Below are 24,182 nucleotides of genomic sequence, written 5' to 3'. Positions count from 1 at the left end.
GAACGGTATGAAGAAGAAAAAAATGTCCCGCATCAGAAAAAAAGTCCTGTATGCCCTGATTGGCAGCAGTCTGTTCTGGCACGCGCCAGTAGTTGCCTATGCAGAAGAAGCGCCGGAACCCGCCTCAGTGGCCGAACAAACTGCCGCAGAAGCCGAAGAACCAGTTGCGTCCAGCAAAGCAACTGCCAAACAGTCTGAATTTACCCTGGAAAGAATTGAAGTGACCGCCAGACGCAGCCGCGCTCTGCCCCCGGCCTATGCCGGCGGCCAGGTCGCCCGCGGCGCCGGACTCGGCGTACTGGGCAACAAGGATTTCCTGGACACGCCCTTCAATGTCACCAGTTACACCGCCCAGACCATCGAAGACCAGCAGGCCGAAACCCTGTTTGACGTGCTTATGAATGATCCCTCGGTCCGCTTTGCCACCCCCGGCGGACAGGTCAGCGAAAACTTCCGAGTCCGCGGCCTGGAGGTGAATTATCAGTATCTCTATTTTAACGGCATGGCGGGTTTGGCGCCGCACTATCGTGTGCCTGTGGAATTTCTGGAACGGGTGGAAGTGCTCAAAGGGCCCAGTTCCTTTCTCTACGGCGGCGTGAGCACCTCGGTGGGCGGCGCCGTCAACCTGGTGCCCAAACGGGCCGGCGAGGAGGATATTACCAATTTTACCACCAGCTATGCCTCCTCGTCCCAGCTCGGCGGCCATATCGACATAGGACGCCGCTTCGGCGAAAATAAGGAGTGGGGCCTCCGCTTCAACGGCCTCTACTCAGACGGCGATACCACAACCGACGACCAATCCCGGAAACGGCTGCTGGGCACCCTGGGCCTGGATTACCGCAAGGACAAATGGCGCTTGTCCCTGGATGCCTATGGCACCGAGGAGAAGTACGACGGCGGTCTTATCTCCATGTATGACTTAAGCTCTTACGTGAAAGCTCCCGACGGCTCGACCAACGTATTCAAAGGGGTGTCGGGCACCACCCGGAATAACGGGATTCTGTTTAAAGGCGAATATGACATACAGGACAATGTAACCGCCTATGCCGGCATTGGCAAGCTATCCGCCAAAGCCTACGGCTTCATCAACGGCAATCACGTGCAGGACCTGCAGGCAGATGGCTCGGCCACGATCAAGGGTATCTTTAAGCAATACTTCTGGACCGACACCACTGCCTCCGAACTAGGGCTGCGCGGCACTTACCAGACCGGCGCGGTAAAGCATCAGGTCGTTTTGGGGGCCAACTTCCAGGATACGGATTTTTCCAATGCTTATAAAAGTACAGCGCTAAATATGGCAACAAATATCTACAACCCGGCTGCAGTTGCCGACCTTTACAACAGCCTGAAGGTGAGCAAGGGCAACAAAACTGCCGTCACTGAGCTTTCCAGTTTTCTCCTGGCCGACACGCTTTCCTTTAACGAGGAAAAGGTCCAGTTAACGCTGGGGATACGGCGGCAAAGTGTGGACCAGACAAGCTACACCTACAACAGCACCGATACCACCGGCGGGGTGAAATCGACAACCTACTACGACTCCGACGCCAACACGCCGATGGTCGGCCTTGTTGTCAAACCGTGGGGAGAAGCGGTGTCTCTCTACGCCAATTATATTGAAGCGCTTTCCCCCGGAACCGTGGTGGGAGCAAGCTACGACAATGTTGGCCAAGTACTGGCGCCGTACAAAACCAAACAGCGCGAAGTCGGCGTCAAGTGGGACAAGGGCGATTTCGCCAATACACTGGCCTTTTTCCAAATCGAAATGCCCAGCTATATGACGACTAACAAGATCTATTCCTATGACGGCGAACAGAAAAACCGCGGCATTGAGTGGAATACCTTCGGCAGCCTGGCGAAGAACCTCCGCCTGATGGGCGGCATTGCCTATACCGATGGCGAACTGGTCCGCTCCAATACCGTCGCCAATAACGGCAACACGCCGTTGGGCGTACCCAAATGGACGATGAATGCCGGGATCGAGTGGGACACGCCGTGGAATCAGGATTTATCACTTTCGCTGCGGGCCGTATATACCAGTTCCCAATACGCCAATAATGCCAACACCTTCGAAATACCGAGCTGGGTGCGCTATGACATCGGGGCGCGGTACAAGACCGTGATGAATAAAACCCCGGTCACCTACCGGCTCAGCGTGGAAAACCTGTTTGACAAACACTACTGGTCAGGTTACTCCGACAAGAGTCTGGCCACGTTAGGCAGCCCCCGCACCGTTAAGCTGTCGGCAGCCATGCAGTTTTAAACAAGGGTTATCAGCAGGGGGAACTTCTAAATAAAGCTATCCCTGCAGCTCCCGAAACTGGCTGTTATAAAGTCCGGCATAAAATCCCCCCTTTGCCATCAATTCCTGATGTGTTCCCCGCTCAATGATTTGCCCGTCTTTTACGGCCAGTATCTTATCGGCATTTCTTATGGTGCTTAATCTATGGGCGATAACAAAGGCTGTTTTCCCTTGCATCAGGTCCAGCATTGCCTTTTGGATCGCTGCTTCCGTCCTGGTATCTACTGATGAAGTCGCCTCATCCAGGATCAGAATAGACGCTTGCGCCACTACTGCCCGCGCCAGGGCCAGCAACTGCCGCTGCCCCTGAGACAGATTGCCGCCGTTGTCGGTCAGAACCGTATCATAGCCCGCCGGCAACTGTTTTATGAATCGATGGGCATTGGCCAGCCTTGCAGCCTGTTCCACTTCTTCATCGGTGGCGGTTAATCGTCCATAGCGAATATTCTCCCGGACGCTTTCCGCGAAAAGATAAGTATCCTGCAAAACCATGGCAATGGATCTTCGCAGGCTGCTTCTTTTCATATTGTCTATATTCTCGCCATCGATGAGGATCTCGCCGCTGTCAATATCATAGAACCTGGTCAGCAAATTGATCAGGGTTGTTTTACCGGAACCTGTGGGTCCTACGATCGCAATTGTCTGGCCCTTATGGGCTGTTAAGCTCACATTCGTAAGTATTCTTTTCTCCTTTGTATAGGAAAAAGTGACTTGTCGCAGCACGATTTCGCCATGTAAACGGGAAACTTCTTTTGCTTGCTCAGCATCTTTCTCCTTTGGTTCATCCATCACTGCAAATACCCTTTCGGCACCGGCCAAGGCCGATTGTATGGTGTTGAAGATATTTAACAGCTCACTAAGCGGACGGGTAAAGTTTCTCATATACAGGATAAAAGTAAATATTACCCCGACAGTGATATTTATTCCGGAAAACATCATATAAGCCCCGCTGACAGTAATCATGAAATACGTAAGATTATTAACGGCATTATTAACAGGACCCATAATGCCGGAAAGAGCCTGGGCCAAAATGGCACTTTTCGTAAGTCTTTTGTTAATGGTTGCAAACTCTTCCTTCGCTCGTTCTTCCCGGCCGAAAAGTATAATCAGCTTTTGCCCCGATATTCTTTCTTCGATATATCCGTTTAAATTGCCCAGTTCCTTTTGCTGCCTGATAAAAAATAGCTGGGTCTTATTAATAATAAGCTTTGTCAGCAAAAACGTCAGCGGTATTGTTGTTAACCCTACGAGGGTGAGCACCGGACTTAAAAGCAGCATGGCCGCAAGCATGCCGACAATGTTTACAGCGCCGGAAAAAAGCTGGGTGATGCTTTGCGATAAAGTCATATTAATATTATCGACATCATTGGTTAGCCTGCTCATTAAATCCCCGCTGGAATGGGTATCAAAATACTGCAAAGGCAGCATTTGTGTATTGCGATATAGATCGCTTCTTATATTTGCGGCAGTCCGCTGGGCGATGTCCACCATAAACCGATTCTGCCAATAGGTTGAAACAACGCTCACGCAATAGATGGCCGCTAACAGGATACAAAGTGTAAGCAGCCCGGCCATGTCTCCTGTTTCGATAAAATGATCGACGGCGTATCCATTCAGCCGGGTGCCGATAATGCTGATGAGCGTTGTGGTGAAACACAGCAGAAATATCAGGATGATCAGCTGCTTTTTACCGGCCAGATACGCCAATAGCCGCTTAATGGTGCCCCTGGCATTTTTAAGCTTTTCAGGCCGCTTATTGAACCGGCCCAGCGGATTGCCCCGCCCATCTCCAGGCCTCACCGCAGGCGCCACTCTGCCATCAACCATTTGCCAGCATCTCCTCGCCCAATTGTGAAACTGCGATGCTGCGGTATATCTCACTTGTTCCCAATAATTCCTGATGGGTGCCCATAGCGGCTATTTTACCGTTTTCCAATACGATAATCTTATCTGCATCCATAACGCCGGAAATTCTCTGGGCGACCATGAGTACCGTGCTTTTGGCCATTCTCTGCTGCAGCGTGTTTTGTAATTTTGCCTCTGTTGCCATATCAAGAGCGCTGGTAGAATCATCCATGATCAGAATGTTAGGATTCCTTAATAAAGTTCGGGCAATCGAAATACGCTGCTTTTGCCCGCCGGAGAAATTCTTTCCTCTTTGCTCCACAAGGCTTTGATAAGCGTTTTCCTTTTCCCGAATAAAATCATGGGCTTGGGCAGCACGGGCTGCCGCCTCCACAGCCGCCATATCCGCTGAATAACTGCCAAACTTTAGATTTTCTTCAATCGTTCCCGAAAACAAAATACTGTCCTGCAATATTACGCCGATATTTTCTCTCAGCTCTTTTACTTTTATCTTTTTGACATCCAGGCCGCCGATAAGCACTTGTCCTTCTGTGGCATCATACAGCCTGGGAATCAAATTGACAAGGGAGCTTTTCCCTGAACCGGTAGCGCCAATAATCCCAATCTTTTCGCCCTCCTCGATCCTGAATGACAGATCGTTCAATACAGTTTCACTGTGGTCATTGTATTTAAAAGAAACATTTTTGAATTGGATGTCAAAGCCGTTCATGCCAACAGAACAAGCCTGATCCTGAATGGAGGGCACTGCGTCCAATACATCATTGACTCTGTCCGCAGAAGCTTTGGCCCGCGAAAAGTTTAAAACAAGCATCACCACCATGATCAGAGCGTTCATAATTTGCACAAGATAATTTACAAAGGCCACAATTTTCCCGATTGGCAGGGTACTCTGGTTGACCATATTGCCCCCAAACCACAGCACGGCGATGATGCTTACATTCATTACCAGCATGACCACCGGCCAAAGGATCATGTTCATGTTCTGCGCTGTGATGCCCGCCTGCATTAAATCCGCATTTGCTTCCTCAAACCTTGCCGCTTGCCTTGCTTCGATGGCAAAGGCTTTAATGACATAGATCCCTAATATTCCTTCCCGCATAACCGTATTAATCCCGTCTATCTTTTCCTGTACGGCAGTAAACAGAGGAAACGACTGCTGCAGAATGATGACAACGGCGATCAGAATCACCGGCACTGCCACTAAAAAAACCAGGGACAGTTCGGGACTTAAACTAATAACCATAATCATTCCGCCCAAACATAAAAGAGGTGCCCTAAAAGCAGTTCTCAGCACCATACTTACCATATTCTGGACTTGCGACACGTCATTGGTCAGGCGCGTAATCAGCGACGAAGTCTTAAATTTATCGATCTCCAGGAAGGCCAGGGTTTGTATTTTATCGAACAAAGACTGCCGCAATGTTTCTCCCATATTCATAGCAGCAATGGCGGTAAAAACGGAACAGCCCACGCCGCCGATCAAGCCCAGAAGGGCTGCCAGGATCATGTTCATCCCTGTAGAAAAAACATAGGCGGCATTCTGATTCCTAATGCCGATGTCAATGATATCGGCCATGAGTTTAGGCTGCAGCAAGTCCATGGCTACTTCCAGAATCATCATCAAAGGCGCTAACACAGCATACAGCGTTGCGCCCTGCAAATATTTCAACAGCTTAACCATTAAGGTTCCTTCTTTTCCTTAAATTTCATAACCCATTTGGCTATTTTCCCCTTACAGTTGTAATGATTCGAGGCGTTAATCCCAATGGCGGCGGCGATGAGGATGCCCCTGAGGCGGCCTGCCGCTTACATGACAGGTACCGCTAGCGGGATCATCGAAAATTTCCAGATTTTTACCTACTTTACGGACCAATGCAAGCATTTTTTCAATTTCTTCTTCTGTCAGGCAATTGAACATGGCAGACGTCAGTTTCGCATTGGCCTCAGTAAACCCGTTAACGGCAGCTTTTCCCTTCTCGGTCAGATGGATATGCATGATCCTTTGATCCTTTTCATCCTGCTTGCGGACAACGAATGCCTCCTGTTCCAGCTTAACGAGCATCTCGGTCAAGGAAGAGGGACGGATATCCATAATATCTGCCAAATCCCGCTGCATGACCCCATCATTGCGTGAAATGAGAAACAACAGGTGAATCTGGCCGCGATGCAGGCCTGCCTTCGGCGGCATTGCCTGATGGGCATAGCGATACATCTGCCGGTTCAGGCGCTTCAAGGCATTATAAAGCTCATTTGAACTGCTATCAGCCATTTACATGCTGCCTCCTTTATTCTTATCCGGCAATTAGTTAGGAACCTAATATAATTTTATTATACTTTTTACCAAACAAATGTCAATAAAAAAAACACACCTGCAGGCATTGCTGCCGCAGGTGGCTATTGCTCTGAACATCTTCGTTGGCATAAGCCGCTGTCGCGGCCTCTACCGTTGTCCTAAAGGACTTGGCACAAGCCAAGTCCTTTCTTATGCCAGGTTTAGTTAATTAAAAAATGATTTACCCGTTGCTGAAATTCGGCGTTTTCCTCGGCAAACAGGAAGTGTCCGCTGTGCATCAACTGTTCCAGCCGGGCATTGGGCAGCAGCGATTTAAGTTTCCGGGCGTCCTCTATGGTGGTAAGCGGATGTTCCTTTTCAGCGCCGGCCAGCAGCAAGACAGGCATGGTAAGGTTGCTGGCCTTGGGTGTCAAATCCAGTTTTGATTTACCCACATGCATCATAACGGCATAGGAAGCCATTGTTTTGTCAAATATGGTTTTGGCTGAACTGTCTTGAAAATAGGGACCAAGAAATATATCGATATTCTGCGCGTACCACTCATTGGCGGCCAATTGGCTGCCGGGCGGTAAACCGGCCTTAAAGTAGGCGGTGGTCATGGCCGGTTGGTAATCGGCGTGTACCGTGGATATGAGAATAAGTTTTTCCACCTTCTCCGCATAATTCATAGCATAGTCCATAGCGATCAGACCGCCAAAAGAATGGGCCACAACAATTATATCCCGCTCCGGGAAAAAATGCTCTCTTAAGGCTTCAATGCTCTCGGCAAAAATCTGTACGCTGTAATGCTCAAGCCCAGGCTTGATTTGGGAACGGCCGCAGCCTTTATTGTCAAAAAATAATACCGGATGCGTCTCGGCCAGAAACTGCAGGGATTCCTCCATATAGTCGGCCGAGAGTGCGCCGCCGCCGGCCACCACGATAATAGGCGTTGCCCCGGATTTTTCATTATACAGCGTATACCATATGTCAAACCCATCAATATTGACCGTCTTGCCGCCGCCTGCAGTAATGGCCTCGCGCTGGGCCGCCTGGGAGGGAATGATTAAGGAAACGGCATAATACAGGCTAAGACCCAAGCCAATGATGATAACCCCGGTGACTAGCAGCCAGCGGGGAATTTTTTTTGCTCTTGCCGCCATAGAACTGGCTCCTTTCCTATTAACCCCATAAAATTCAGGCATGCACCGCTCATGCTACTGGTTGCAGGCATCATGCCTGAGTAATATTAGTTTATGACAGGAGACCGCTAAACGTTCCGTGGCCAGGCAACGCCTTGTCAAAAGCAAGGCTTAACGGCAAAAAACCTCCCAAACCCGGAGGGGCAGGAGGTCATGCAATCAGTTAAGTCAAGCCTTTTACGGTTACTTTACTATGCAGCAGGATTAGCCAGACAAAAGCGCCAATGACAACGAATAAAAGCATGATGATGCCCAAGCCGTGAATCATATTATGCCAGGCAAGAGAGCCTAAGGCCATGCCGATGCTCCCCAAAATAGTTTGGACTGCGTTGATTAGGGAGGAGGCTGAGCCAATGTCTTCTTTCTGCTGGTCCAGCAGAATATTGGTACTAAAGGGACGAATGGCCCCGCCAATCAAGGTGAACGGCAGATAGGCAATCAGGAAAACCCACGGGGACTGATCCCCCAGCAAGAGCACGCCCAACCCGCTGGCCAAGGCTACACCAAAACAGCACCAGCAAAAGAGCCGGGGCGTCAACCGTCCGATCGAGCGAATGTAAATGACCGGACCAAGAACCGCAAAGGCCGAGTTCGCAGCAAAAAAGTAACTATAGGTCTGTGCATCCAAAACAAAATAGTTTTCATAGATATAGGAAGACATGGCAATGTAGGCCATATACGGTGCGGACAAAGTGGCGGCAATGAAGAGGAAACTGCTGAAGCCCACGTTTTTGCCGACAACCGCCAGCCGTATCAGAGAGCCTCCCAGGCTCCCCTGATAGCGCTCCGCCTTTGATAATGTTTCTTGAAACATCAAGGCGGCGATTAATGTCAACATACCGATGACAGCAAGCACCCAGAAGGTTTCCCGCCATCCGGCCACTTGTAAAATCGCTGCGCCGGCAATAGGCGCCAACATGGGGGCAAGGACACCCATGACTTGGACTGCCGCAAGAACTTTGGTTTTCATTGCCCCGGCAAAGCAGTCTTTAACCAGTGCCGTCGAAATGGTCATGACAGATCCGGCCCCCAGAGCCTGTAAAATCCGGAATAAAATCAACTGATACACCGAGGCCGCAAGGGCGCAGGCAATGCTGCCGATTAAATACAGAATCAACCCGAAAATAAGGATCGGCTTGCGGCCATATTTATCACTCAACGGGCCAAATACGATGATGCCTACCGCAAAAGAAATATAAAAGGCGATTAACGTTAAATTTACCGCCGCTACTGTTGTATGAAAGTACTCGGTCATAGACGGCATAGCCGGCAGGTATAAATCGATGGATAACGGGATGAACATCCCCATTAAGGCAATAAACAGGACAAATCCTTTTAAGCCCAGATAATTTTGCGGCTTTAATAGTAGGCTGTGATTAATTGTTGCATCTGCCTTTTGCATTTTTAATGTAATTCCTTATGTTTCATATTTTAGTACAATACGCCGGCAACCCGGCTTCGGCCGGTTCTGGCTTGCTAACCCGGCTTCTTGCCTGCATTAATGACTATTGTTCTTATAGTAGCATATTGTAAATTGACAAAACAATGTATCATGATACAGAATATATATTAAAATCACTCATCCTTTTGTACTTTCATACCAACAGACAGAAAAGCCTGCGAGGTGACAGGGACATGCCGATGAATATGCGGAGAATTGCGTGCGAATTGAATGAATATAAACCGCTATTATTTATTAACAGCAGGGAAAATGAAAAAATAACGGCGGTTGTGGCCGTGAGGGAATTGACGCCGGAATATAGCAGCGATGTCTTGTATATTTTAGAAACCCCTGCTCTTAACAACTTGCTGCCCTGTTGTGGGCCGCTTAATGTTTTGTGTATTTCTGATGAAGAACTGCCCGCTGATTTGACAGCAAACACCAGGCTTAATCTTATTTTATTGACCTATCCGCATAATAGCAAAGCTCTTTGCGAGCAGGTTCAACATATTATCCGTACCTGCGAAGGGGATGAATATATTCCGCAAAAGCTGTTAGATGCCGTATGCCGTGGAGGTATCCAGAATATTGCCGATATGGCCTATCTATTATTGGGCAATCCAATCATTATCTATGATTTAAGCTTCAAAATTTTGGCATTTTCGCAAAACGTACAACCTGATTGTACACTGCTCAAAACAGTCACGCAGGATAAGCACATGATTGAACAGACCATGATTGCTTTTTTTGAGAACAAGGTTTTGGATCTGCTGCGGAAAGGCGGGGCTTCTTGTTTTTATGAAGGCAGAGACCGGCCCATATTGCCGGAAAAAACGATAATTATCCATGCGCCTATCTTTATCAGGGGAATGCTTGTGGGGTTTGTGGTGGTAATGCCAAGCCATGTCACTTGGGATAAGAGCGACCTTGTTTTGACTGATGAAATCTGCAAGATCATAGCCATCGAAATGAGAAATGATCATTTTTACCGAAATAGCAAAGGCGTTCTGCTTGAGCATTTTCTGCGGGATATGCTTGAGGATTTATCAGCAAGAAGATCATTTGTTGAAGCCCGGATTCAGGCCCTTGGTCTTACCATGCATAAAAATATGTACATAGTCGTCATCCGCTTAGAACAACAAATAGAAGATGATTTTCAATACAGGCCGCTCTTGCAGGAAATAGGCAACAGCTTTAGAAACAGCATCTCAACCATCTATAAAGAACATATAGTATCATTAATTCACTGTAATCACGATGACCAGGTATTACTGGATACCATCCGGGAAAATTTGAATCATTGTCTTGCTGCCGGTGACCTGACTGCTGGAATTAGTCTGTGCTTTCATGACCTTGGCCAGATTAGGAGGCATTATATGCAAGCGGTAGATGCGCTGGATATCGGGTTGTCCTTAAAGAAAACAGAGAAAATTTTTCTCTTTCAGCAACTTGCTATCTATCGCCTGTTTAAATTGAGCTGCCAGGCGACGGAAATTGTCGATTATTTTCATCCCGCTGTTTTTTGTCTGGCAAGCTATGACAGCAAAAATCATACCGAGCTTATGAGGACCTTATACTACTATATTATTAATCTTAAGGCATTGCTAAAAACCAAGGACATTCTTCGCATCCATAGGAATACGCTCGTATACCGGATTAATAAAATTCAGGAGCTGGCTAATATAGACTTAGAGGACGGCGAGACTTTTTTCCAATTATTTATTTCTTTTAAAGGACTGGAGTATATAGCCCGCCAGGAAAATAGAGAAGTGGAGTTTTGGTAAGCCCAAGCTTCCATTTTGGGTATAAAGAAACTGCTGTTAGAAAAAGCGGGTTTTCACCTTCCAGGAATTAAAATCGACTTTACTGGCAGCATTGATTGCAAATTGCCAGGAACGGACACTCTGCTGATTTAACATCAGCTCCAGGTCGGCAAATGACCCGGTAATGGTTTGCGGACCCTTGTCGGTAGTAAGCGTGACCTCGACACTTGCCTGGGACAGCCAGGAAATAAACGGACCCCGGTTATAGAAGTTGCCTTCCACCACTAACGTAGTATCGTCGGCAAAGTATACCCTGGAAGGAAAAAAGTCGAGATCGAGCGCTGCCGCCGCAGCGACTCCGGCAATCAACAAGATACTTACCATGCAAACCGTTAAGAATCCCCATTTTATATGCATTTAATCCTCTCCTCGTTTTTTGTAATACATTATTTACTATATTTTAATACAAATATAGTAAATAATCCTATTTTTGTCAATGTTTATTGTGTTTATATTCTTACTATTTTGCAGACTAATTGGTGTCTAAAAAACTGCCCCGAAGTATACCACTTCAGGACAGTTTATTATTCCCCCAGGCCGGTGAACCGCTCCGTTTGCTTAAGCCTCTGCCGCGCTGGCCACCGGGCTGACTTCACCTGCCGTCACGTCGCTCCAGGAAATATCGATAATAAATTGGGGGCCAGCCAAGGAATAATTACCGTAACAACCCTAAATTCCCTGACAGTTTGTTTACTTTTTTGGCCGGACCGTATAAACATATGCCCAAATAATAGAGATCAGTAGCCGGCACAGCGGCAAGATACCTTACATACTCGGAATAAGCCAAGCATTTCTGGGCAATTTCGCTGAAATCAATAGTAATTATTTCCCGATCCTGGTTAGCAAGCAATTGGTCGCGAATGGCTTTGATTTGCTCTTTACTGCCGCTTAAGATGGGAACGGTTTTATTAGTGATCCCCCTGTGGATTCGCCCATCCCCATCCAGGATATCAGGCCCCACAATATCAGGCAACAATCGGCCCAGGCTGATTCCCAGGACCGCGGTCGTATTCGCGATTAAGCCTAACGGAAGTTCCTTATTAACAATCATTACGGTTTTATGCATGTTCTCCTCCCGGAATTTCATTGATTAAGGTTCAATTTTACCCTATCGGTTATTAACATTCAGTCTGCAGATCACTCTTTTTGTTCCTCCTTTGTACAAGCATAGCAAACCACTCCTTGCGCTGTATTGTAAAAAATTGACGCCACCATGACACTGAGGGACGACACTTGGGGACGTTCCTTTTTTGGCAGCTTTTTCCCCTATCACGCTGAGTGCTATCCCGGTAGCTCCCTCTATTTGGCTAAGAGACGAATGCCCGATCTAAGTAATGAAAATAGCGGGCTATTCTGCCCGCTATGGATACTTTAGCTGCTTAAGAGGAAATCACACCGCTTCCCTTCCGCCTAGCGCTGCTGCAGGAAGGCCATAAACTCCTGGTGGATCTGGCTGCAGTCCCGCAAGCCCTGCTTGTAGGCGATTTCCGCCGCCTGGCCCGACTCCAGGGCGGTGAACGACTCGTAATCCATGACCAGCTCCAGCAATTCCGGATACTGGTCCGCCAGTTCCCCGGCCAGGGCCAGCAGCCGGTCCAGGGTGGCGCCGACCTGGCTGACCGTCTTGCTGTAGTCGGCATCGTTGGTGCCGGCCAGCTTGAGGATATTGTCCACCCGGACAAAGATATACCGATTAAAGGCCTCGGTTAAGATGCTTTGCAGCATCAGCCGGTCATCCGGCTCGGCCCCGGGCGGCTGCGGCGCCCGGTTCCGCTCTGCCGGCAGGAAGGAAGCCAGCCCCGGACAAAAAGCCGCGCCGGCTGCCGTTGATTGATCAGACATAGTTATACCCCCTATATTCAGGCTGCGGCCGGTATGGCCGTCAGCTTATTTTACAGGGGGAAATTAAAAAGAACGCAGGCAAAGGTTTTATCCCCTACACATGCGTTCTGTTGCGATAGCTGTTAAAATACTCAACGCTAATAAGCCGGCAGATCCGGCCGAAACAACAAGGGCGGTCGCAAACCGGTATTCCCGGTTGGCCCCGCTGCTGCTCCTTAGCGGCTGAGGATAGTTCGAATCATTTGCTGCGTCCGGTCGCACTCACAGCCCGGCGTCGCCGGCGGCAACGGCTATTAACCCGACGCTCCCCGCTTGTGCGGCGGCGGAAGCGCGGTGTATAATAGATATGTCGTCGTGGACAGCTTGGCTGTTACGTGTAGGTGTCACGGCACCTTGCGCGGGCCTGGAAGTGCTGGTAACACTTTCAGGTCACGGCGACTCTTTTTAATTCCCACCTATTTCTAATTATAGCCTGTCTGCAGCAAAATGCAAGTACAGATGAGAGGCCGGCCGGGAGTTTCTAAGTGACATTTAGGGCCTGGGGGAAATTGTTCCTTTTCTTGCTCTTAGAAAGTAGACAGCAGTTTTTCCAGGTTTTTCGTAATCTCCGCGTCGGTAAAGCAGTATCTCAGGCCGGTGAAATTACCCCTGAGCTTTGCTACCTCTTCCTTGACGTTTTTATTCTTCAGCACGACGTCTGCTATATATTCGGCCGTCTGGGCAAATTCGCTGTAGCCAAAGCCGAATCTGGTCATTTCGGCAACGCCAAGGCGGATGGCGCCGGCAGCCGAGAAGCCTTCTTCTTCGGGCGCCGCCTGATAGTTGACGATGATATTGTTGTTCTCCAGCCTGTTCGCTATTTCCGGCCCGGTGCCATAGCCCACCCTGACAATGACCTGATGCGTCTCGGTGTAAGACAGGGAAGGGTCGCCGGCGACATCCAGGCCGGCCTGCTTCAGGCATTTGGCAAAATACTTGGCATTTTGGATTACATGCTGCTGGTATTCATCTTTGAAGCTGTTCATTTCATAGGCGGCCATCAACAGCCCCAGCATAGTACCCAGGTGGTGGTTGCTTACGCTGCCGGGAAACACCCTGGTTTCGATGGTTTCCCATAAGCCGAATTTATACTCATCCTTATCGTAATTGCCGGCAATAAGGCCCCTTTGGGGGCCGAAGAAGGTCTTATGGGTGGAACCTGTGACAATTTCCGCGCCTTCGGCAAAGGGATTCTGGAAGTAATCGCCGGCCAGGCCAAGGACGTGAGCCATGTCATACATGATTACGGCATTGCTGTTCTGGTCATCGATGAACTGTCGGATTTCCCGCACCGGTTCTTTATGCAACACCATGCTCTTGCCGAAAATGATCAGTTCCGGCTTATATTTGTCGATGACTTTTTTCGTTGCCTCCACATCGATTTTGAAACTGTTATCCTGTTCTACCGGGAAACTGACAACGGCGTTTTTCTCGGTGACAGGATCAACAGCGATGTAGTCGTGCAAAGCGCCCATCGGCTGGGCACTCAGGTGCCCGCCCCTGATGATGTGATTGTTCAGTACATAGCCCAGACGGGAAGGGTCCTGTTTTCTGTTTACCCGGTTTTTAAAATCCATAAGGGCACTAAACACGGCCATGTTGGCCATCTGACCGCTGACAACCCTTGTTTCCACCACTGTACAATTGAGGTATTTTCTCAGTTCTGCCATTAATAGCTGTTCGATCTCGTTAATGAAACCGGTGCCTTGATAATAGAAAACATCATAGTCATAGAACGATTTCGTTTTCTTGTGCTCGGCATACCGGCAGGCAGGGTCCAGCACCGACAACAGTCTGACAGCGGCCGAAGGGGTCTGCTCGGAGGGAATCAGGTTAATGGTTGCCTGCTGCCGCCAGAGGGTATTGCGGCAGCTTTTTTCGATCAGCTGCAACGCTTTGGTCTTGTAGTCGGCCGGACTGGCGAAGGTGCCGCCGGCCTCCACGCCATAAATAATCGGCCTGGCCAAGGGCGGAGCATCGCTTTTGAGGTGATAGGGCGTAACAACAGCCTGCACCCTGTTGCCTCTGATCTCTACCGCCACCTTGTCGTTCACTTCCACATCGCCGTTAAGCAGGGCCAGGCCGATGGCTCTTGTTGCTTTCTCCCCGGTAATTTTGCTTGCCAGCCCATAGCCTTCGGTCTTTAAATAAGGCACCATGGTGGCGCTTGTTATATAGCCGATTTCCTTATCCCCCCGGAAAACCTTGCAGCCGGCCCTGGCCACCCCTTTCTCAAGCAAAGCAATTGGTTTTATAATTCTGGCCAAAGCCGCCAAGCCGGCATAATCTCTCACCATGATTTTTTTATAACCTTCATATTGCTTGGCCAAAGCTTCCCTGCCGCTATAATCGCCTTTGACTGCCGCAAAGCTAACGGCAAATTTAGCCAAGGGGCAGGCGAAGACCGGGATTTCCCTGCCGTCAGGCCCCAGGCCCAGCTCATGTCCATACAGAGGCAGCCCGGCTTCGAGCCTGAGTGTATCCCTGGCGCCCAGGCCGATAGGCATGGCCCCGTACGCCAGCAACTTCTCCCAAACAGCGGCGGCTGCAGAGGCGTTAATAAACAATTCGAAGCCTAAGGGCTCGCCGGTATAACCCGTCCTGGCAACAAGCACTTCTTGCCTGTCGATTTTTAGAATCTCCAGGGCGTTCTTTACCGGTTCCATAAGCGAAATGCTGCCGGTCAGGTTACTGAGAATATTCTTTGAATCCGGTCCCTGCAGGGAGATCATTGCCAGCGCGCCGGACTTATCGGTAATCGTTGCGTCAAAATTGGCTATTTCCCGCTGCAGGTGTTCCCAATCCTTCGCCGCGTTGGCCGCATTGACAACAAGCAAATACTCATCCTCATAAAAGCGGTAAAGATACGCATCATCCACCGCGCCGCCGTTCTCGTTCGCAATTATGGTATACTGCGCCTGCTTAAGGTCAAGGGCCAACACATTATTTGTTAAAACATACTGGAGAAATTGTACGGCTTCCCTACCGGCGATAACGAATCTGCCCATGTGGGACACATCAAATAGGCCGGCCTTTTTTCTGGTATAAAGGTGTTCCTCAATGATCCCCGCTTTATAATTGATCGGCATTTCCCAGCCGCCGAAATCCACCAGCTTGGCCCCTGCTTTTAGGTGATTGTCATACAGTACGGTCCTTTTTAACGCTGTCATATTATCAACCTCCATCATTTTCCTGAAGAAATCCGGCGATGAACTCCGCGTTTTTTTTATACCCAAACAACTGCTAAACATGGTAAATATTGGGGTATTAGGTGAAAATATTCTCCTTCCAAGAAATAAAATCCTTTATCCGGATAAGCAAAATTCTTCACTATCTCAAGCCTATCCAATTCTTTTCAGAATACCTTTTACCTAGCAGGAAAATAAAACCAAGCAGGGGAAATAATCCAGTAAAACTATACCTGCCAGGAGGATATCCATGTTTAATAGACCGCAGCGCTCAGGAATAGAGCTTACAGCTAAGACGTTTAGACTTTTTGTACTAGCTGCGACTTTTCTGTTCCTGACTATCGCTTCCACGGTGAGTGCCGCATCACGGTTAAGTCCATATGAACAAGTTATCGCCGGCTGCAGCCAAATCATGGCGATAGATCCCAACCACGCTAACGCCGCCGGTAGTAGAGGGGCTGCCTTAGAGATTTCCGGCCGCAATCAGGAAGCCATGACTGCTTACCGGCAGTACACGCGAACGGATGACAGCCCCTCACTTGCCGACATCGTTAGAGACACTATCATAAGACTCCGGGGCGGGGATTCACCGCCGCCGGCAACAAAGGCAGAGCAACAACCAGCCAGAGACTATTTTAGCTTTATCGCCTTGGCCGCAACAGACAAAACCGATTATTATCTGGAGACGGCAACATTAACGGTGACCAAAGATGAAAACAACCGAATCTATTATAATACCTGGTTACTGGCTGAAAATAAGCAGGAAATGCAGGAACTGAATATTATCACAAACCAGTATGAGCCGGCAAAACGCACCATCTATCGCATAATTTTTATTATAGATGCCGGCAAAAAATCAGCCCAGCTCTGCAGTTCCACATCATATACCCAAAATGGCAGGCTAATTAATACCTACCAACCGCTGGAAACAAAGATTTTTGCTATTAAGGATCAGACGCTAATGGCTGTATGGTGTAAAAAGACCGAGGAATATATAGCAAAAATGCGTATTAAGCCCCTTGCCGTTCCTAATGAAAAATATCTGCCTGTGACCAAACAGGGATTTTTTGATCTGATCGAGGCCAGAGGCTATAAAATAAATCAGCCCGATGAGGTCCATACGTATAATGCCTTCAACGGGAGTAACTATACTGCTTTCACATCTCCCTATAGCTTCCGTGGCCAAATGATTGAAAAAGAAATTCATCTTTCGGTAGCGGGAGATGATAAGGATTATTTAAAGATGGCCCATATGCAATTCGCGCTGCCCGGACCAAACTATGAGCAAGCACCAAAGAAGTTTAATTTGCCGTCTAAGGAAAAATTGAATTTATTTTATATGCTGTTGCAAGTTTTATTTCCTGACTGGCCAAAAGAAGAGTCGAAGAAATGGATAGATACGTCAATTGCCACCATGAATCAGAAAAATACGTTAATGTTTATCTATCTGCATAAAGGTAAGGAATATATAATGATATCCCGCCAGCCGGTGCAGGGAGATGAGGTAGTCCAATATGTGCTGGAGGTTTCACAAAAGCAGCCAGGCATCGTAAATCCCTTTTATCCTTATCATGAAAGGAATCGTACTATTTCTGTATACGAGGAAGGGGACATATTGACAAATAACAAATAAAGGTCTCAGCCCAGTTATATAACAAGGTGTCCCGAAGCTCACTACAGCTCCGAGACACCTTTTATTGATTCTGCATTTGGGTGACTTGCACCATTAAAAACGTCATGAAGTTTTCAATTCTCACTTTATAGCATAAGGTGAAAGGGATAATGCGGGTATTTAGAGAAAGGGAATTTATGGTCACAAAATGATGGAGGGATCTATATGCAAAAAAATTTACTAAAGGGTTTAATCGGGGTTATACTTAGTGCATTTTTACTTTTCAGTTATAGTGCCAGTGTTGAGGCGGCGCTATATACCAGAGCTTTAACGGAGAATACAAGAATAACGCCGGCTGGGGTTATAGTGACAACCTGGTCTAATATCCCTAAGTTTAAGAAAGGAACCATTGTTACGGTTAACGAGTATGGTGAGGTTTTTGAAGGCACATTAGCCGAAGATGTAAGCCTGCCCTATGAAACCGGGACATCTCAGGCTGCGGTCGGGACAGCGGCCCCACCTGTTCCCTTCTATATTTACTCTTATACAACCAAGGAACCAACAAACAGGGTTCTTCCATTTAAGGGCGGCACAACAGTTACATTCAATGCTAAGGGTGAAGTTATTAATGGTACAATAAAGAGTTCTAAAGAGAGTATCACCCTAAATCAAACAAATCAAATATTTGTATCTAAGGGCGAAATAAGGTTTCATAAAAACGGCATGGTAGCAACGTGTAATTTGGCCAGTGATTCCTATCTGCGACCGGTCGGGTGGCTGCAAATTTTAACTGAAAATTATACGGATAACTCGGCTTGCTCGGGGCTTGTTGAATTTAAGGCCGGCAAAGCAATTATTCTAAATGAGAAAGGCGAAGTACTCAAGGGCACATTAAACAAAAATGCCAAGCTGCTGTCAGCCGGCGGTATTAAGGTTTATGAAGCTGGTACTACGGTAGAATTTGATGATAAAGGCCTTGTTGTAAAGGCTGCGAATGTGGCAAGCGAGGCAAGTTAACTGTCAAAGCTAAGCAATTAGAAGGTAAAAACTACCTTAGCAGCATATTCCAACTACCATTTATAATAAATTAAGATGTCTTGCAGCTTAATACAAGCTCCAAGACATCTTTTCATTTATTTCGCATTTTGATGAACTGCGCCATTGGTCTTACGTCTTCGGCCATGGCTTGCTCACCCCGCCTAATCGCTTCGCTGACCATCGCACCGACTTCACCGGTGGTTACGTCGCTCCAATGAGATGAATGTGAATAACTTTTTGTGCTATTGAAATCCTGCCTGTTTCCGGCACTATTACTCGAACTGGGTGTAGAGAAAATAGTAGCCGAGATAAAAACGAGTATAAACGCTCTGCCAAGGACCAAATCCCTTTGGCAAATCTCTCTAAGGGGCTCCCATCCGAAGAATATGGACAATAGTGTTTTTTGAAGTCACAACCTAGGAAATAAAGGTTTTTTAATTATTTTGTTGGAAATTTATACGAAACTTTTTTGAAATAAATTCGTCTAATTTATAGGTCGAAAGGAGAAACAAAAATGTCTGATAATTCCAGGATGCTTAAATTTGAGAGTATTATTGCAAATCATCAACAATATATTTTTAATTTAGCCTTTCGTTTATGTAGTAATAGTGAAGATGCAGATGATTTAACTCAAGATACATTCTTAAAGGCTATAGAGAACTACGATCAGTTTCGTGGTGAAGCAAATATTCGGACATGGCTAAGCAGGATTACCATAAATAAATTCCTCGATTCGAAACGCAAGGAAAGACCACACGAGTCTATTAATCTTGGTATAATACCATGTCCTGTCGGTGATCCTGAAAGGATTATCGTTCGGAAAGAACTGCAATGGTGTATTCAGCAGTGTTTTACTGCATCACCTTCCGGAACCGCATAAAGTAGTCGTAGTTCTCCGCGATATTTATGGTTATAGTTACAAAGAAATAGCCGAGATTTTGCACATTTCCACAGGAGCTGTCAAATCCCGTTTACATAGAGGCAGACTGTATTTTTACAATCACTTACTTAAGTCGGGCTGTATAAGCTTTGTAAAAGATTATACATGTTATTGCGAAGGGGCGAGGAAGTATGCACTGCAAATGGGCTAGATTGTTGTTAAGTCATTATATCGAACGAGGATTAGATCAGAAAAGGAGGAAAAGGTTAGCTCAGCATCTTCATACATGCGCTGCATGCCAAAAAGAAAAGGATAGGTTAACTGCGGCGGTGCAGATCATCCGTAAAATGGAAGATGTTGAACTGCCAAGAGATTATGTGGAGGCGGTACGCATCCGTTTAGAAAACGCTTGAATATATTCACTTAATATCTCTCGGGTTGTAATATTCAAATTTAGGGAGGCTATTTTATGAAGTTCGATGGTAAAGACGAATGGTTGGAAGAACGCTTGGAACGATTCGATGGCTGGATAAGAGAAGGGAAGATACCAACATCGTCAAAAGTCATTCCCACACGAGCTTCTTTGTCCGGTCAGCAATGGGTACTGCCAACCCAACAGGTACTTGAGATACTACGAAATTCCAGATCGTTTGCTTTGGCGAACTGTTTATGTCGGACGCGTTACAAGCGTTGCAATCATCCACTGGAAGTTTGCCTATATACAAATGATGTTGCCGATTCGATGGTTGCTGAGGGGAAAGCGCGGAGAGCTACCTTAGCCGAAGCCAAGGAACGGCTAAAATTAGCGAACGAACACAGGTTAGTACATCTTACCTTTTATAAACCCGATCAGTTTGTCTATGCCTTGTGTAGTTGCTGTGAATGCTGTTGCCATGACATTCAATTCATGAAAAAATATCAACGGCCCGATTTAATCTCGCATGCTGACTACGTAGTAGAAGTAGACTCCGATACCTGTATTCAGTGTGGCGAGTGTGTCAAACGCTGTATGTTCGGTGCGCAGGAAAGCGACGAAAAAACAGTAATTTTTTACCAAAACAAATGTTACGGTTGTGGACTGTGTGTTACCACCTGCCCGACGAATGCTTTAAAAATGAAGCTTCGCATAAATAAGTAACGCTATTTAAAGGTCTTAATGTTTGGCCTGAATGTTGTAAATACCATTTTATTAACGGGTGGCAGCGACTCCAGCACCGCAGCAAATAATAAAGATCTTCTATTAAAAACATACGAAGCTGGAAAAGCAGTTTAGTTGTCGCTTACGGTTTGTCGCCAAAGCATATTGCGTGAGGCGGTAACAATCTGACTACCGCGTTGGAGGCAAACTTCATAAATATTGATTCCAATTCACTGCATGCCCTGACCGGCACCGGCTCAATTCGCCGTATTCTTCGGTATTTTTATAATCGTCCTGTAGCCTATAACGTATGGTTATAAAGGCTTAAAATAACGCCCGGAACATCACTGTTCCGGGCATTCGGCTTATTCTGCATTCTGATGTGCTGCGCCATTTGCTTTAGCTTCTTCCGCCATGGCCTGCTCACCGCGTTTAATCGCTTCTCTGACCATCGAACCGACTTCACCGGTGGTTACGTCGCTCCAGTCATGATCCTCCACTTTCTCACCAAAACCAAGATCATGCGCCAATTTATATTTCGTTTCTTCTGACATAAGTTTGCCCATACCCAGCCACCTCCATGTTTAAATTCAGGAAGCCTGTAATTAGTATTGGCGGTTAGGAAAAACCTATTCAATTGCAATCAGGCTGTCATCAGTACAGGCAGACAGTTCCAGTCAGGTAGATAATGGTTATGGTCGCAGCTTAAAATCAACCGCTATAACCGAGTTGTACGGAAATACTGTTGGCTGTTGCTTTAATTAAAGGCACAAATTCAGCCATCACCGCATCGGACAGCCTGAGGGACGGACCGGCCACACTGATAGCCGCTTTTACAGCGCGGGAGTGATTAAATACCGGCGCCGCCACACCGCGGATGCCCGGGAGATAGTATTCATCATCAATAGAATAGCCCCGGTTCCTGACCACTGCCAGCTGGTCCCTGATTACAGACAAATCAACTACCGTTTTATCCGTATATTTTAGAAACTGGCCTTGCCGCCCGGACTCAGCCAGTAAGGCATTCAGGGTTTCCGTATCCAGATAAGCAAGAATAGCTAACCCCAACGCGGTGCAGTAAGCCGGAAAGCGTGTCCCGATGTCCAGGCCCATCCGCAACGGCTCACGGCTCTCAATCCGGTCAATGTAGATCACCTGATTAAAATCCAATACCGCCAGATTTACCGTCTCTTTTGTGGCCCCGGCCAGCTGCTCCAAATAGGGACGGGCCGTCTTGCGAATGCCGATATGGTTCACCATGCGGTTACCCAGTTCAAACAGCTTAAAACTCAGTTTATATTTTTCGCTGGCGGTCTGCTCTACATAGCCATGAATGCGCAGGGTGGTAATAATGCGATGGACCGTACCTTTGCCCCAGCCGAGCTCTCTGCTTAATTCACTGATCCCCATTGCTTCCGCCTGGCTTAAGGTCTCTAAGATTTTCAATGCTTTTTCTACTGAATGTACTGCGGTAACAGCTTCGCTCATAAGGCCCACTTCAGCGCTGGGGTTGCCGCTTGCCGCGCTTTTCGATTGCCCTGACCAGGTTAGTCAGGGTTTCATTAACCGGGGTGGAAATACCCAGTTTTGCGCCTTCGGCCACAATCGCCCCATTGATGGCAAGCACCTCAGTCCTCAAGCCCCGCTCTACATCCTGCCTCATAGAAGCCTTATTGTCATAAGTGGAACGGCAAATGGCCCTGACATGCTCCAAAATATCAGCCACCATAAAGGTAATCCCTTTCGCCTTGGCCACGGCAGCACCTTCCTGTACCACCGCCGCCTGGAGGCGCTCTGTTTCTTCATATTCCAACAGCTGGCCATTGGTCAGCATCGTAATGGCGGCCAGGGCGTTTATTCCCACATTGACTAACAGCTTCGTCCAGATCAGGCTGTCAACATTCCGGCTGACATGCATTTCCACGCCGGCTTTAGCAAAGGTGTCAACCACTTGCTGCAGCCGGGGGGTTAGCGTCCCATTCAGTTCGCCGATGGAGATCGAGCCTGTTGGGCTGGGTTTAATGATGCCCGGTCCTACTACCGTGCAGCCAAAGGCAGTCGTACCGGCCAGGATACGGTTAGCCCCCAAAATGGCGGCAATGGTTTCCACATTGCCTACCCCATTCTGAACAGTGAGTATGATTGTGTCCTGGCCGATAATTTTCAGGCAGTCCCGCGCCGCCTGTTCGTTATCATAAGCCTTAACGGCGAACAGCACCAGCGCCGGTGTGCCGGCGTCCTCAATACGGTTAACCGCTCTGACCGGCAACACCTCAACGCCGCCCTGGCGGACAATTGTCAGGCCATTAGCCTGCATAGCCGCAATGTGTTCTGTATTAATATCAACAAAGGTTACCTCTTCACCGCTTTTGTGCAGCAATGCCCCGAATAAACCGCCAATTGCACCGGAACCAACCACGGCAATCTGCATAATAAGCACCTCCCCGGCAATTTTATCATTGCTGTGTCCCCTGCGCCACACCAAATCCCCGGCCAGGGTCAGCCGCCGCTGAATCAGGCGGCGGTATTGCCGTCTTGCCCAGGCTTATTCGCCCAATAACCGGCCAGGATTGAGCCGGTAAAATTATGCCAGACGCTGAATATGGCCCCGGGAACGGCAGCGAGCGGCTCTAAATGGGCTAGCGCCAATACTACGGCAAGCCCGGACATTTCAATGCCAATTTCAAAAGTAATCGCTCTGGCCTGCCGCTCGCCCATGCCGAGAGCCTTGGAGGCCCCATAGCCCAGGGCCAGGCCCAGCCCGTTGTGCAGGGCAACGGCAATGAAGGCAATAACCGCTACGGTAGCCAGCTTGGCGGCACTTAAGGCAACCACGATGGCAATGGCCCAGATAATGGCAATGACCGAAATAACAGGCACGATTTTCATTATCCGGTTCACAAACGAATTAAACAGCCCGCGCAGCACCATACCGATTATCACCGGCAGCAAAACAATCTTGACGACATCCAGAAACATGGCCATGGCATTAACCTGCACCTCCGCCCCGGCCAGCAGCAAAAATGTTGCGGGCAGCAGCAGCGGCGCCAGAATGGTATTAAAGCTGGATACGGTAACCGATAAGGCCGTATCTGCTTTGGCCAAAAAACTCATTACATTGGAGGCGGTGCCGCTGGGACAGCAGCCGACCAGGATCAAGCCGGCCGCCAAAGCCGGCGGCAACCCCAGCAATTTAGCCACGCCAAAGCCGACTAAAGGCATAATGAGGTATCTGAGCACAATACCAATGATGACGTCTTTGGGCCTGGACAATACCAGCTTGAAATCTTCAACCGACATCGACAGCCCCATCCCCAGCATGATCGTGCCAAGTAAATAAGTGACCAGATACCCCTGTGTTTTTAATGAATCAGGAAACAGAAACGCCAGTCCGGAGAACAGGATAAGCCATAAAGGAAACAGCTTGGTAATTGCCATAGCAATTTTTTCTAACAGCGCCATTTAAGATCCCTCCGTTTTTCATTACCCAACTGGAGTAGAGTTACAGCACCTGTAGTCCGCCCTAACAGCGGTTACATTGT

The 24,182-nt window shown here is 47.9% G+C and carries 21 protein-coding genes; 8 read left to right on the top strand and 13 right to left on the bottom strand.

Annotation, left to right across the window (positions count from 1 at the left end; genetic code table 11):
- The first annotated feature begins 7 nt into the window (after positions 1-7).
- On the top strand, positions 8-2,260 hold the full coding sequence (locus ACZ481_RS04745; RefSeq protein ID WP_464769016.1) for a TonB-dependent receptor: 2,253 nt from the start codon (positions 8-10) through the stop codon (positions 2,258-2,260).
- Between the two features lie 36 nt (positions 2,261-2,296).
- On the opposite strand, the gene ACZ481_RS04740 is transcribed toward ACZ481_RS04745, so the two are convergent.
- From ACZ481_RS04740 to ACZ481_RS04720, 5 genes are all read right to left on the bottom strand, one after another.
- On the bottom strand, positions 2,297-4,126 hold the full coding sequence (locus tag ACZ481_RS04740) for an ABC transporter ATP-binding protein (RefSeq protein ID WP_464769015.1): 1,830 nt from the start codon (positions 4,124-4,126) through the stop codon (positions 2,297-2,299).
- The gene (locus ACZ481_RS04735; RefSeq protein WP_464769014.1) at positions 4,119-5,846 is read right to left on the bottom strand and encodes an ABC transporter ATP-binding protein; all 1,728 of its coding nucleotides are present in this window, start codon (positions 5,844-5,846) and stop codon (positions 4,119-4,121) included. Before ACZ481_RS04735 ends, ACZ481_RS04740 begins: the two co-directional genes overlap by 8 nt.
- 75 nt (positions 5,847-5,921) lie before the next feature.
- Positions 5,922-6,434 (bottom strand): MarR family winged helix-turn-helix transcriptional regulator, encoded by a 513-nt coding sequence (locus ACZ481_RS04730; RefSeq protein WP_464769013.1) that lies wholly within the window; start codon positions 6,432-6,434, stop codon positions 5,922-5,924.
- Between the two features lie 224 nt (positions 6,435-6,658).
- Positions 6,659-7,600 carry an alpha/beta fold hydrolase gene (locus ACZ481_RS04725; RefSeq protein WP_464769012.1) on the bottom strand — a complete coding sequence of 314 codons (942 nt, stop codon included), beginning with the start codon at positions 7,598-7,600 and terminating at the stop codon, positions 6,659-6,661.
- A gap of 202 nt (positions 7,601-7,802) precedes the next feature.
- On the bottom strand, positions 7,803-9,041 hold the full coding sequence (locus ACZ481_RS04720) for a Bcr/CflA family efflux MFS transporter (RefSeq protein WP_464769011.1): 1,239 nt from the start codon (positions 9,039-9,041) through the stop codon (positions 7,803-7,805).
- A gap of 239 nt (positions 9,042-9,280) precedes the next feature.
- On the opposite strand from ACZ481_RS04720, the gene ACZ481_RS04715 reads away from it, so the two are divergent.
- Positions 9,281-10,864: a PucR family transcriptional regulator gene (locus tag ACZ481_RS04715; protein ID WP_464769010.1), complete on the top strand. Its 1,584-nt coding sequence runs from the start codon at positions 9,281-9,283 to the stop codon at positions 10,862-10,864.
- A gap of 36 nt (positions 10,865-10,900) precedes the next feature.
- Here the strand turns inward: ACZ481_RS04715 and ACZ481_RS04710 are convergent, their stop codons facing one another.
- The 4 genes from ACZ481_RS04710 to gcvT form a co-directional block, all read right to left on the bottom strand.
- Positions 10,901-11,260 carry a hypothetical protein gene (locus ACZ481_RS04710; protein WP_464769009.1) on the bottom strand — a complete coding sequence of 120 codons (360 nt, stop codon included), beginning with the start codon at positions 11,258-11,260 and terminating at the stop codon, positions 10,901-10,903.
- Between the two features lie 298 nt (positions 11,261-11,558).
- Positions 11,559-11,969, bottom strand: coding sequence for a DUF2000 domain-containing protein (locus tag ACZ481_RS04705; protein ID WP_464769008.1), 411 nt, complete (start codon positions 11,967-11,969; stop codon positions 11,559-11,561).
- A 344-nt stretch (positions 11,970-12,313) separates the two neighbouring features.
- Complete coding sequence (locus ACZ481_RS04700; protein ID WP_464769007.1) at positions 12,314-12,745, bottom strand: hypothetical protein; 432 nt, start codon at positions 12,743-12,745, stop codon at positions 12,314-12,316.
- 566 nt (positions 12,746-13,311) lie between these two features.
- Positions 13,312-15,954, bottom strand: coding sequence for a glycine cleavage system aminomethyltransferase GcvT (gene gcvT, locus ACZ481_RS04695; protein WP_464769006.1), 2,643 nt, complete (start codon positions 15,952-15,954; stop codon positions 13,312-13,314).
- A gap of 268 nt (positions 15,955-16,222) precedes the next feature.
- Here gcvT and ACZ481_RS04690 point away from each other — a divergent pair, with 268 nt between their 5' ends.
- The 6 genes from ACZ481_RS04690 (at position 16,223) to ACZ481_RS04665 (ending at position 20,640) form a co-directional block, all read left to right on the top strand.
- Positions 16,223-17,605: a hypothetical protein gene (locus tag ACZ481_RS04690; RefSeq protein WP_464769005.1), complete on the top strand. Its 1,383-nt coding sequence runs from the start codon at positions 16,223-16,225 to the stop codon at positions 17,603-17,605.
- Between the two features lie 204 nt (positions 17,606-17,809).
- Positions 17,810-18,601 (top strand): hypothetical protein, encoded by a 792-nt coding sequence (locus tag ACZ481_RS04685; protein WP_464769004.1) that lies wholly within the window; start codon positions 17,810-17,812, stop codon positions 18,599-18,601.
- Between the two features lie 535 nt (positions 18,602-19,136).
- Positions 19,137-19,502, top strand: a complete 366-nt coding sequence (locus tag ACZ481_RS04680; RefSeq protein WP_464769003.1) for an RNA polymerase sigma factor — start codon at positions 19,137-19,139, stop codon at positions 19,500-19,502.
- Positions 19,417-19,713: an RNA polymerase sigma factor gene (locus ACZ481_RS04675; protein ID WP_464769002.1), complete on the top strand. Its 297-nt coding sequence runs from the start codon at positions 19,417-19,419 to the stop codon at positions 19,711-19,713. Before ACZ481_RS04680 ends, ACZ481_RS04675 begins: the two co-directional genes overlap by 86 nt.
- The gene (locus tag ACZ481_RS04670; RefSeq protein ID WP_464769001.1) at positions 19,694-19,915 is read left to right on the top strand and encodes an anti-sigma factor family protein; all 222 of its coding nucleotides are present in this window, start codon (positions 19,694-19,696) and stop codon (positions 19,913-19,915) included. Before ACZ481_RS04675 ends, ACZ481_RS04670 begins: the two co-directional genes overlap by 20 nt.
- A gap of 56 nt (positions 19,916-19,971) precedes the next feature.
- The gene (locus ACZ481_RS04665) at positions 19,972-20,640 is read left to right on the top strand and encodes an ATP-binding protein (RefSeq protein WP_464769000.1); all 669 of its coding nucleotides are present in this window, start codon (positions 19,972-19,974) and stop codon (positions 20,638-20,640) included.
- A 365-nt stretch (positions 20,641-21,005) separates the two neighbouring features.
- On the opposite strand, the gene ACZ481_RS04660 is transcribed toward ACZ481_RS04665, so the two are convergent.
- The 4 genes from ACZ481_RS04660 to ACZ481_RS04645 form a co-directional block, all read right to left on the bottom strand.
- On the bottom strand, positions 21,006-21,206 hold the full coding sequence (locus ACZ481_RS04660; RefSeq protein ID WP_464768999.1) for a small, acid-soluble spore protein, alpha/beta type: 201 nt from the start codon (positions 21,204-21,206) through the stop codon (positions 21,006-21,008).
- Between the two features lie 145 nt (positions 21,207-21,351).
- Positions 21,352-22,128, bottom strand: coding sequence for an IclR family transcriptional regulator (locus tag ACZ481_RS04655; RefSeq protein WP_464768998.1), 777 nt, complete (start codon positions 22,126-22,128; stop codon positions 21,352-21,354).
- 10 nt (positions 22,129-22,138) lie between these two features.
- Positions 22,139-23,071 carry a ketopantoate reductase family protein gene (locus ACZ481_RS04650; RefSeq protein ID WP_464768997.1) on the bottom strand — a complete coding sequence of 311 codons (933 nt, stop codon included), beginning with the start codon at positions 23,069-23,071 and terminating at the stop codon, positions 22,139-22,141.
- 83 nt (positions 23,072-23,154) lie between these two features.
- Positions 23,155-24,102 (bottom strand): bile acid:sodium symporter family protein, encoded by a 948-nt coding sequence (locus ACZ481_RS04645; RefSeq protein WP_464768996.1) that lies wholly within the window; start codon positions 24,100-24,102, stop codon positions 23,155-23,157.
- Positions 24,103-24,182: the final 80 nt, after the last annotated feature.

The sequence above is a fragment of the Sporomusa intestinalis genome (genome assembly GCF_055383785.1).
This window is presented reverse-complemented; position numbering and strand designations above follow the sequence as displayed.

Bases quoted from the DNA above. Each gene is read 5' to 3' on its own strand.
- ACZ481_RS04745 (WP_464769016.1), top strand. From the start codon at position 8: ATGAAGAAGAAAAAAATGTCCCGCATCAGAAAAAAAGTCCTGTATGCC.
- ACZ481_RS04740 (WP_464769015.1), bottom strand. From the start codon at position 4,126: ATGGTTGATGGCAGAGTGGCGCCTGCGGTGAGGCCTGGAGATGGGCGG.
- ACZ481_RS04735 (WP_464769014.1), bottom strand. From the start codon at position 5,846: ATGGTTAAGCTGTTGAAATATTTGCAGGGCGCAACGCTGTATGCTGTG.
- ACZ481_RS04730 (WP_464769013.1), bottom strand. From the start codon at position 6,434: ATGGCTGATAGCAGTTCAAATGAGCTTTATAATGCCTTGAAGCGCCTG.
- ACZ481_RS04725 (WP_464769012.1), bottom strand. From the start codon at position 7,600: ATGGCGGCAAGAGCAAAAAAAATTCCCCGCTGGCTGCTAGTCACCGGG.
- ACZ481_RS04720 (WP_464769011.1), bottom strand. From the start codon at position 9,041: ATGCAAAAGGCAGATGCAACAATTAATCACAGCCTACTATTAAAGCCG.
- ACZ481_RS04715 (WP_464769010.1), top strand. From the start codon at position 9,281: ATGAATATGCGGAGAATTGCGTGCGAATTGAATGAATATAAACCGCTA.
- ACZ481_RS04710 (WP_464769009.1), bottom strand. From the start codon at position 11,260: ATGCATATAAAATGGGGATTCTTAACGGTTTGCATGGTAAGTATCTTG.
- ACZ481_RS04705 (WP_464769008.1), bottom strand. From the start codon at position 11,969: ATGCATAAAACCGTAATGATTGTTAATAAGGAACTTCCGTTAGGCTTA.
- ACZ481_RS04700 (WP_464769007.1), bottom strand. From the start codon at position 12,745: ATGTCTGATCAATCAACGGCAGCCGGCGCGGCTTTTTGTCCGGGGCTG.
- gcvT (WP_464769006.1), bottom strand. From the start codon at position 15,954: ATGACAGCGTTAAAAAGGACCGTACTGTATGACAATCACCTAAAAGCA.
- ACZ481_RS04690 (WP_464769005.1), top strand. From the start codon at position 16,223: ATGTTTAATAGACCGCAGCGCTCAGGAATAGAGCTTACAGCTAAGACG.
- ACZ481_RS04685 (WP_464769004.1), top strand. From the start codon at position 17,810: ATGCAAAAAAATTTACTAAAGGGTTTAATCGGGGTTATACTTAGTGCA.
- ACZ481_RS04680 (WP_464769003.1), top strand. From the start codon at position 19,137: ATGTCTGATAATTCCAGGATGCTTAAATTTGAGAGTATTATTGCAAAT.
- ACZ481_RS04670 (WP_464769001.1), top strand. From the start codon at position 19,694: ATGCACTGCAAATGGGCTAGATTGTTGTTAAGTCATTATATCGAACGA.
- ACZ481_RS04665 (WP_464769000.1), top strand. From the start codon at position 19,972: ATGAAGTTCGATGGTAAAGACGAATGGTTGGAAGAACGCTTGGAACGA.
- ACZ481_RS04660 (WP_464768999.1), bottom strand. From the start codon at position 21,206: ATGGGCAAACTTATGTCAGAAGAAACGAAATATAAATTGGCGCATGAT.
- ACZ481_RS04655 (WP_464768998.1), bottom strand. From the start codon at position 22,128: ATGAGCGAAGCTGTTACCGCAGTACATTCAGTAGAAAAAGCATTGAAA.
- ACZ481_RS04650 (WP_464768997.1), bottom strand. From the start codon at position 23,071: ATGCAGATTGCCGTGGTTGGTTCCGGTGCAATTGGCGGTTTATTCGGG.
- ACZ481_RS04645 (WP_464768996.1), bottom strand. From the start codon at position 24,102: ATGGCGCTGTTAGAAAAAATTGCTATGGCAATTACCAAGCTGTTTCCT.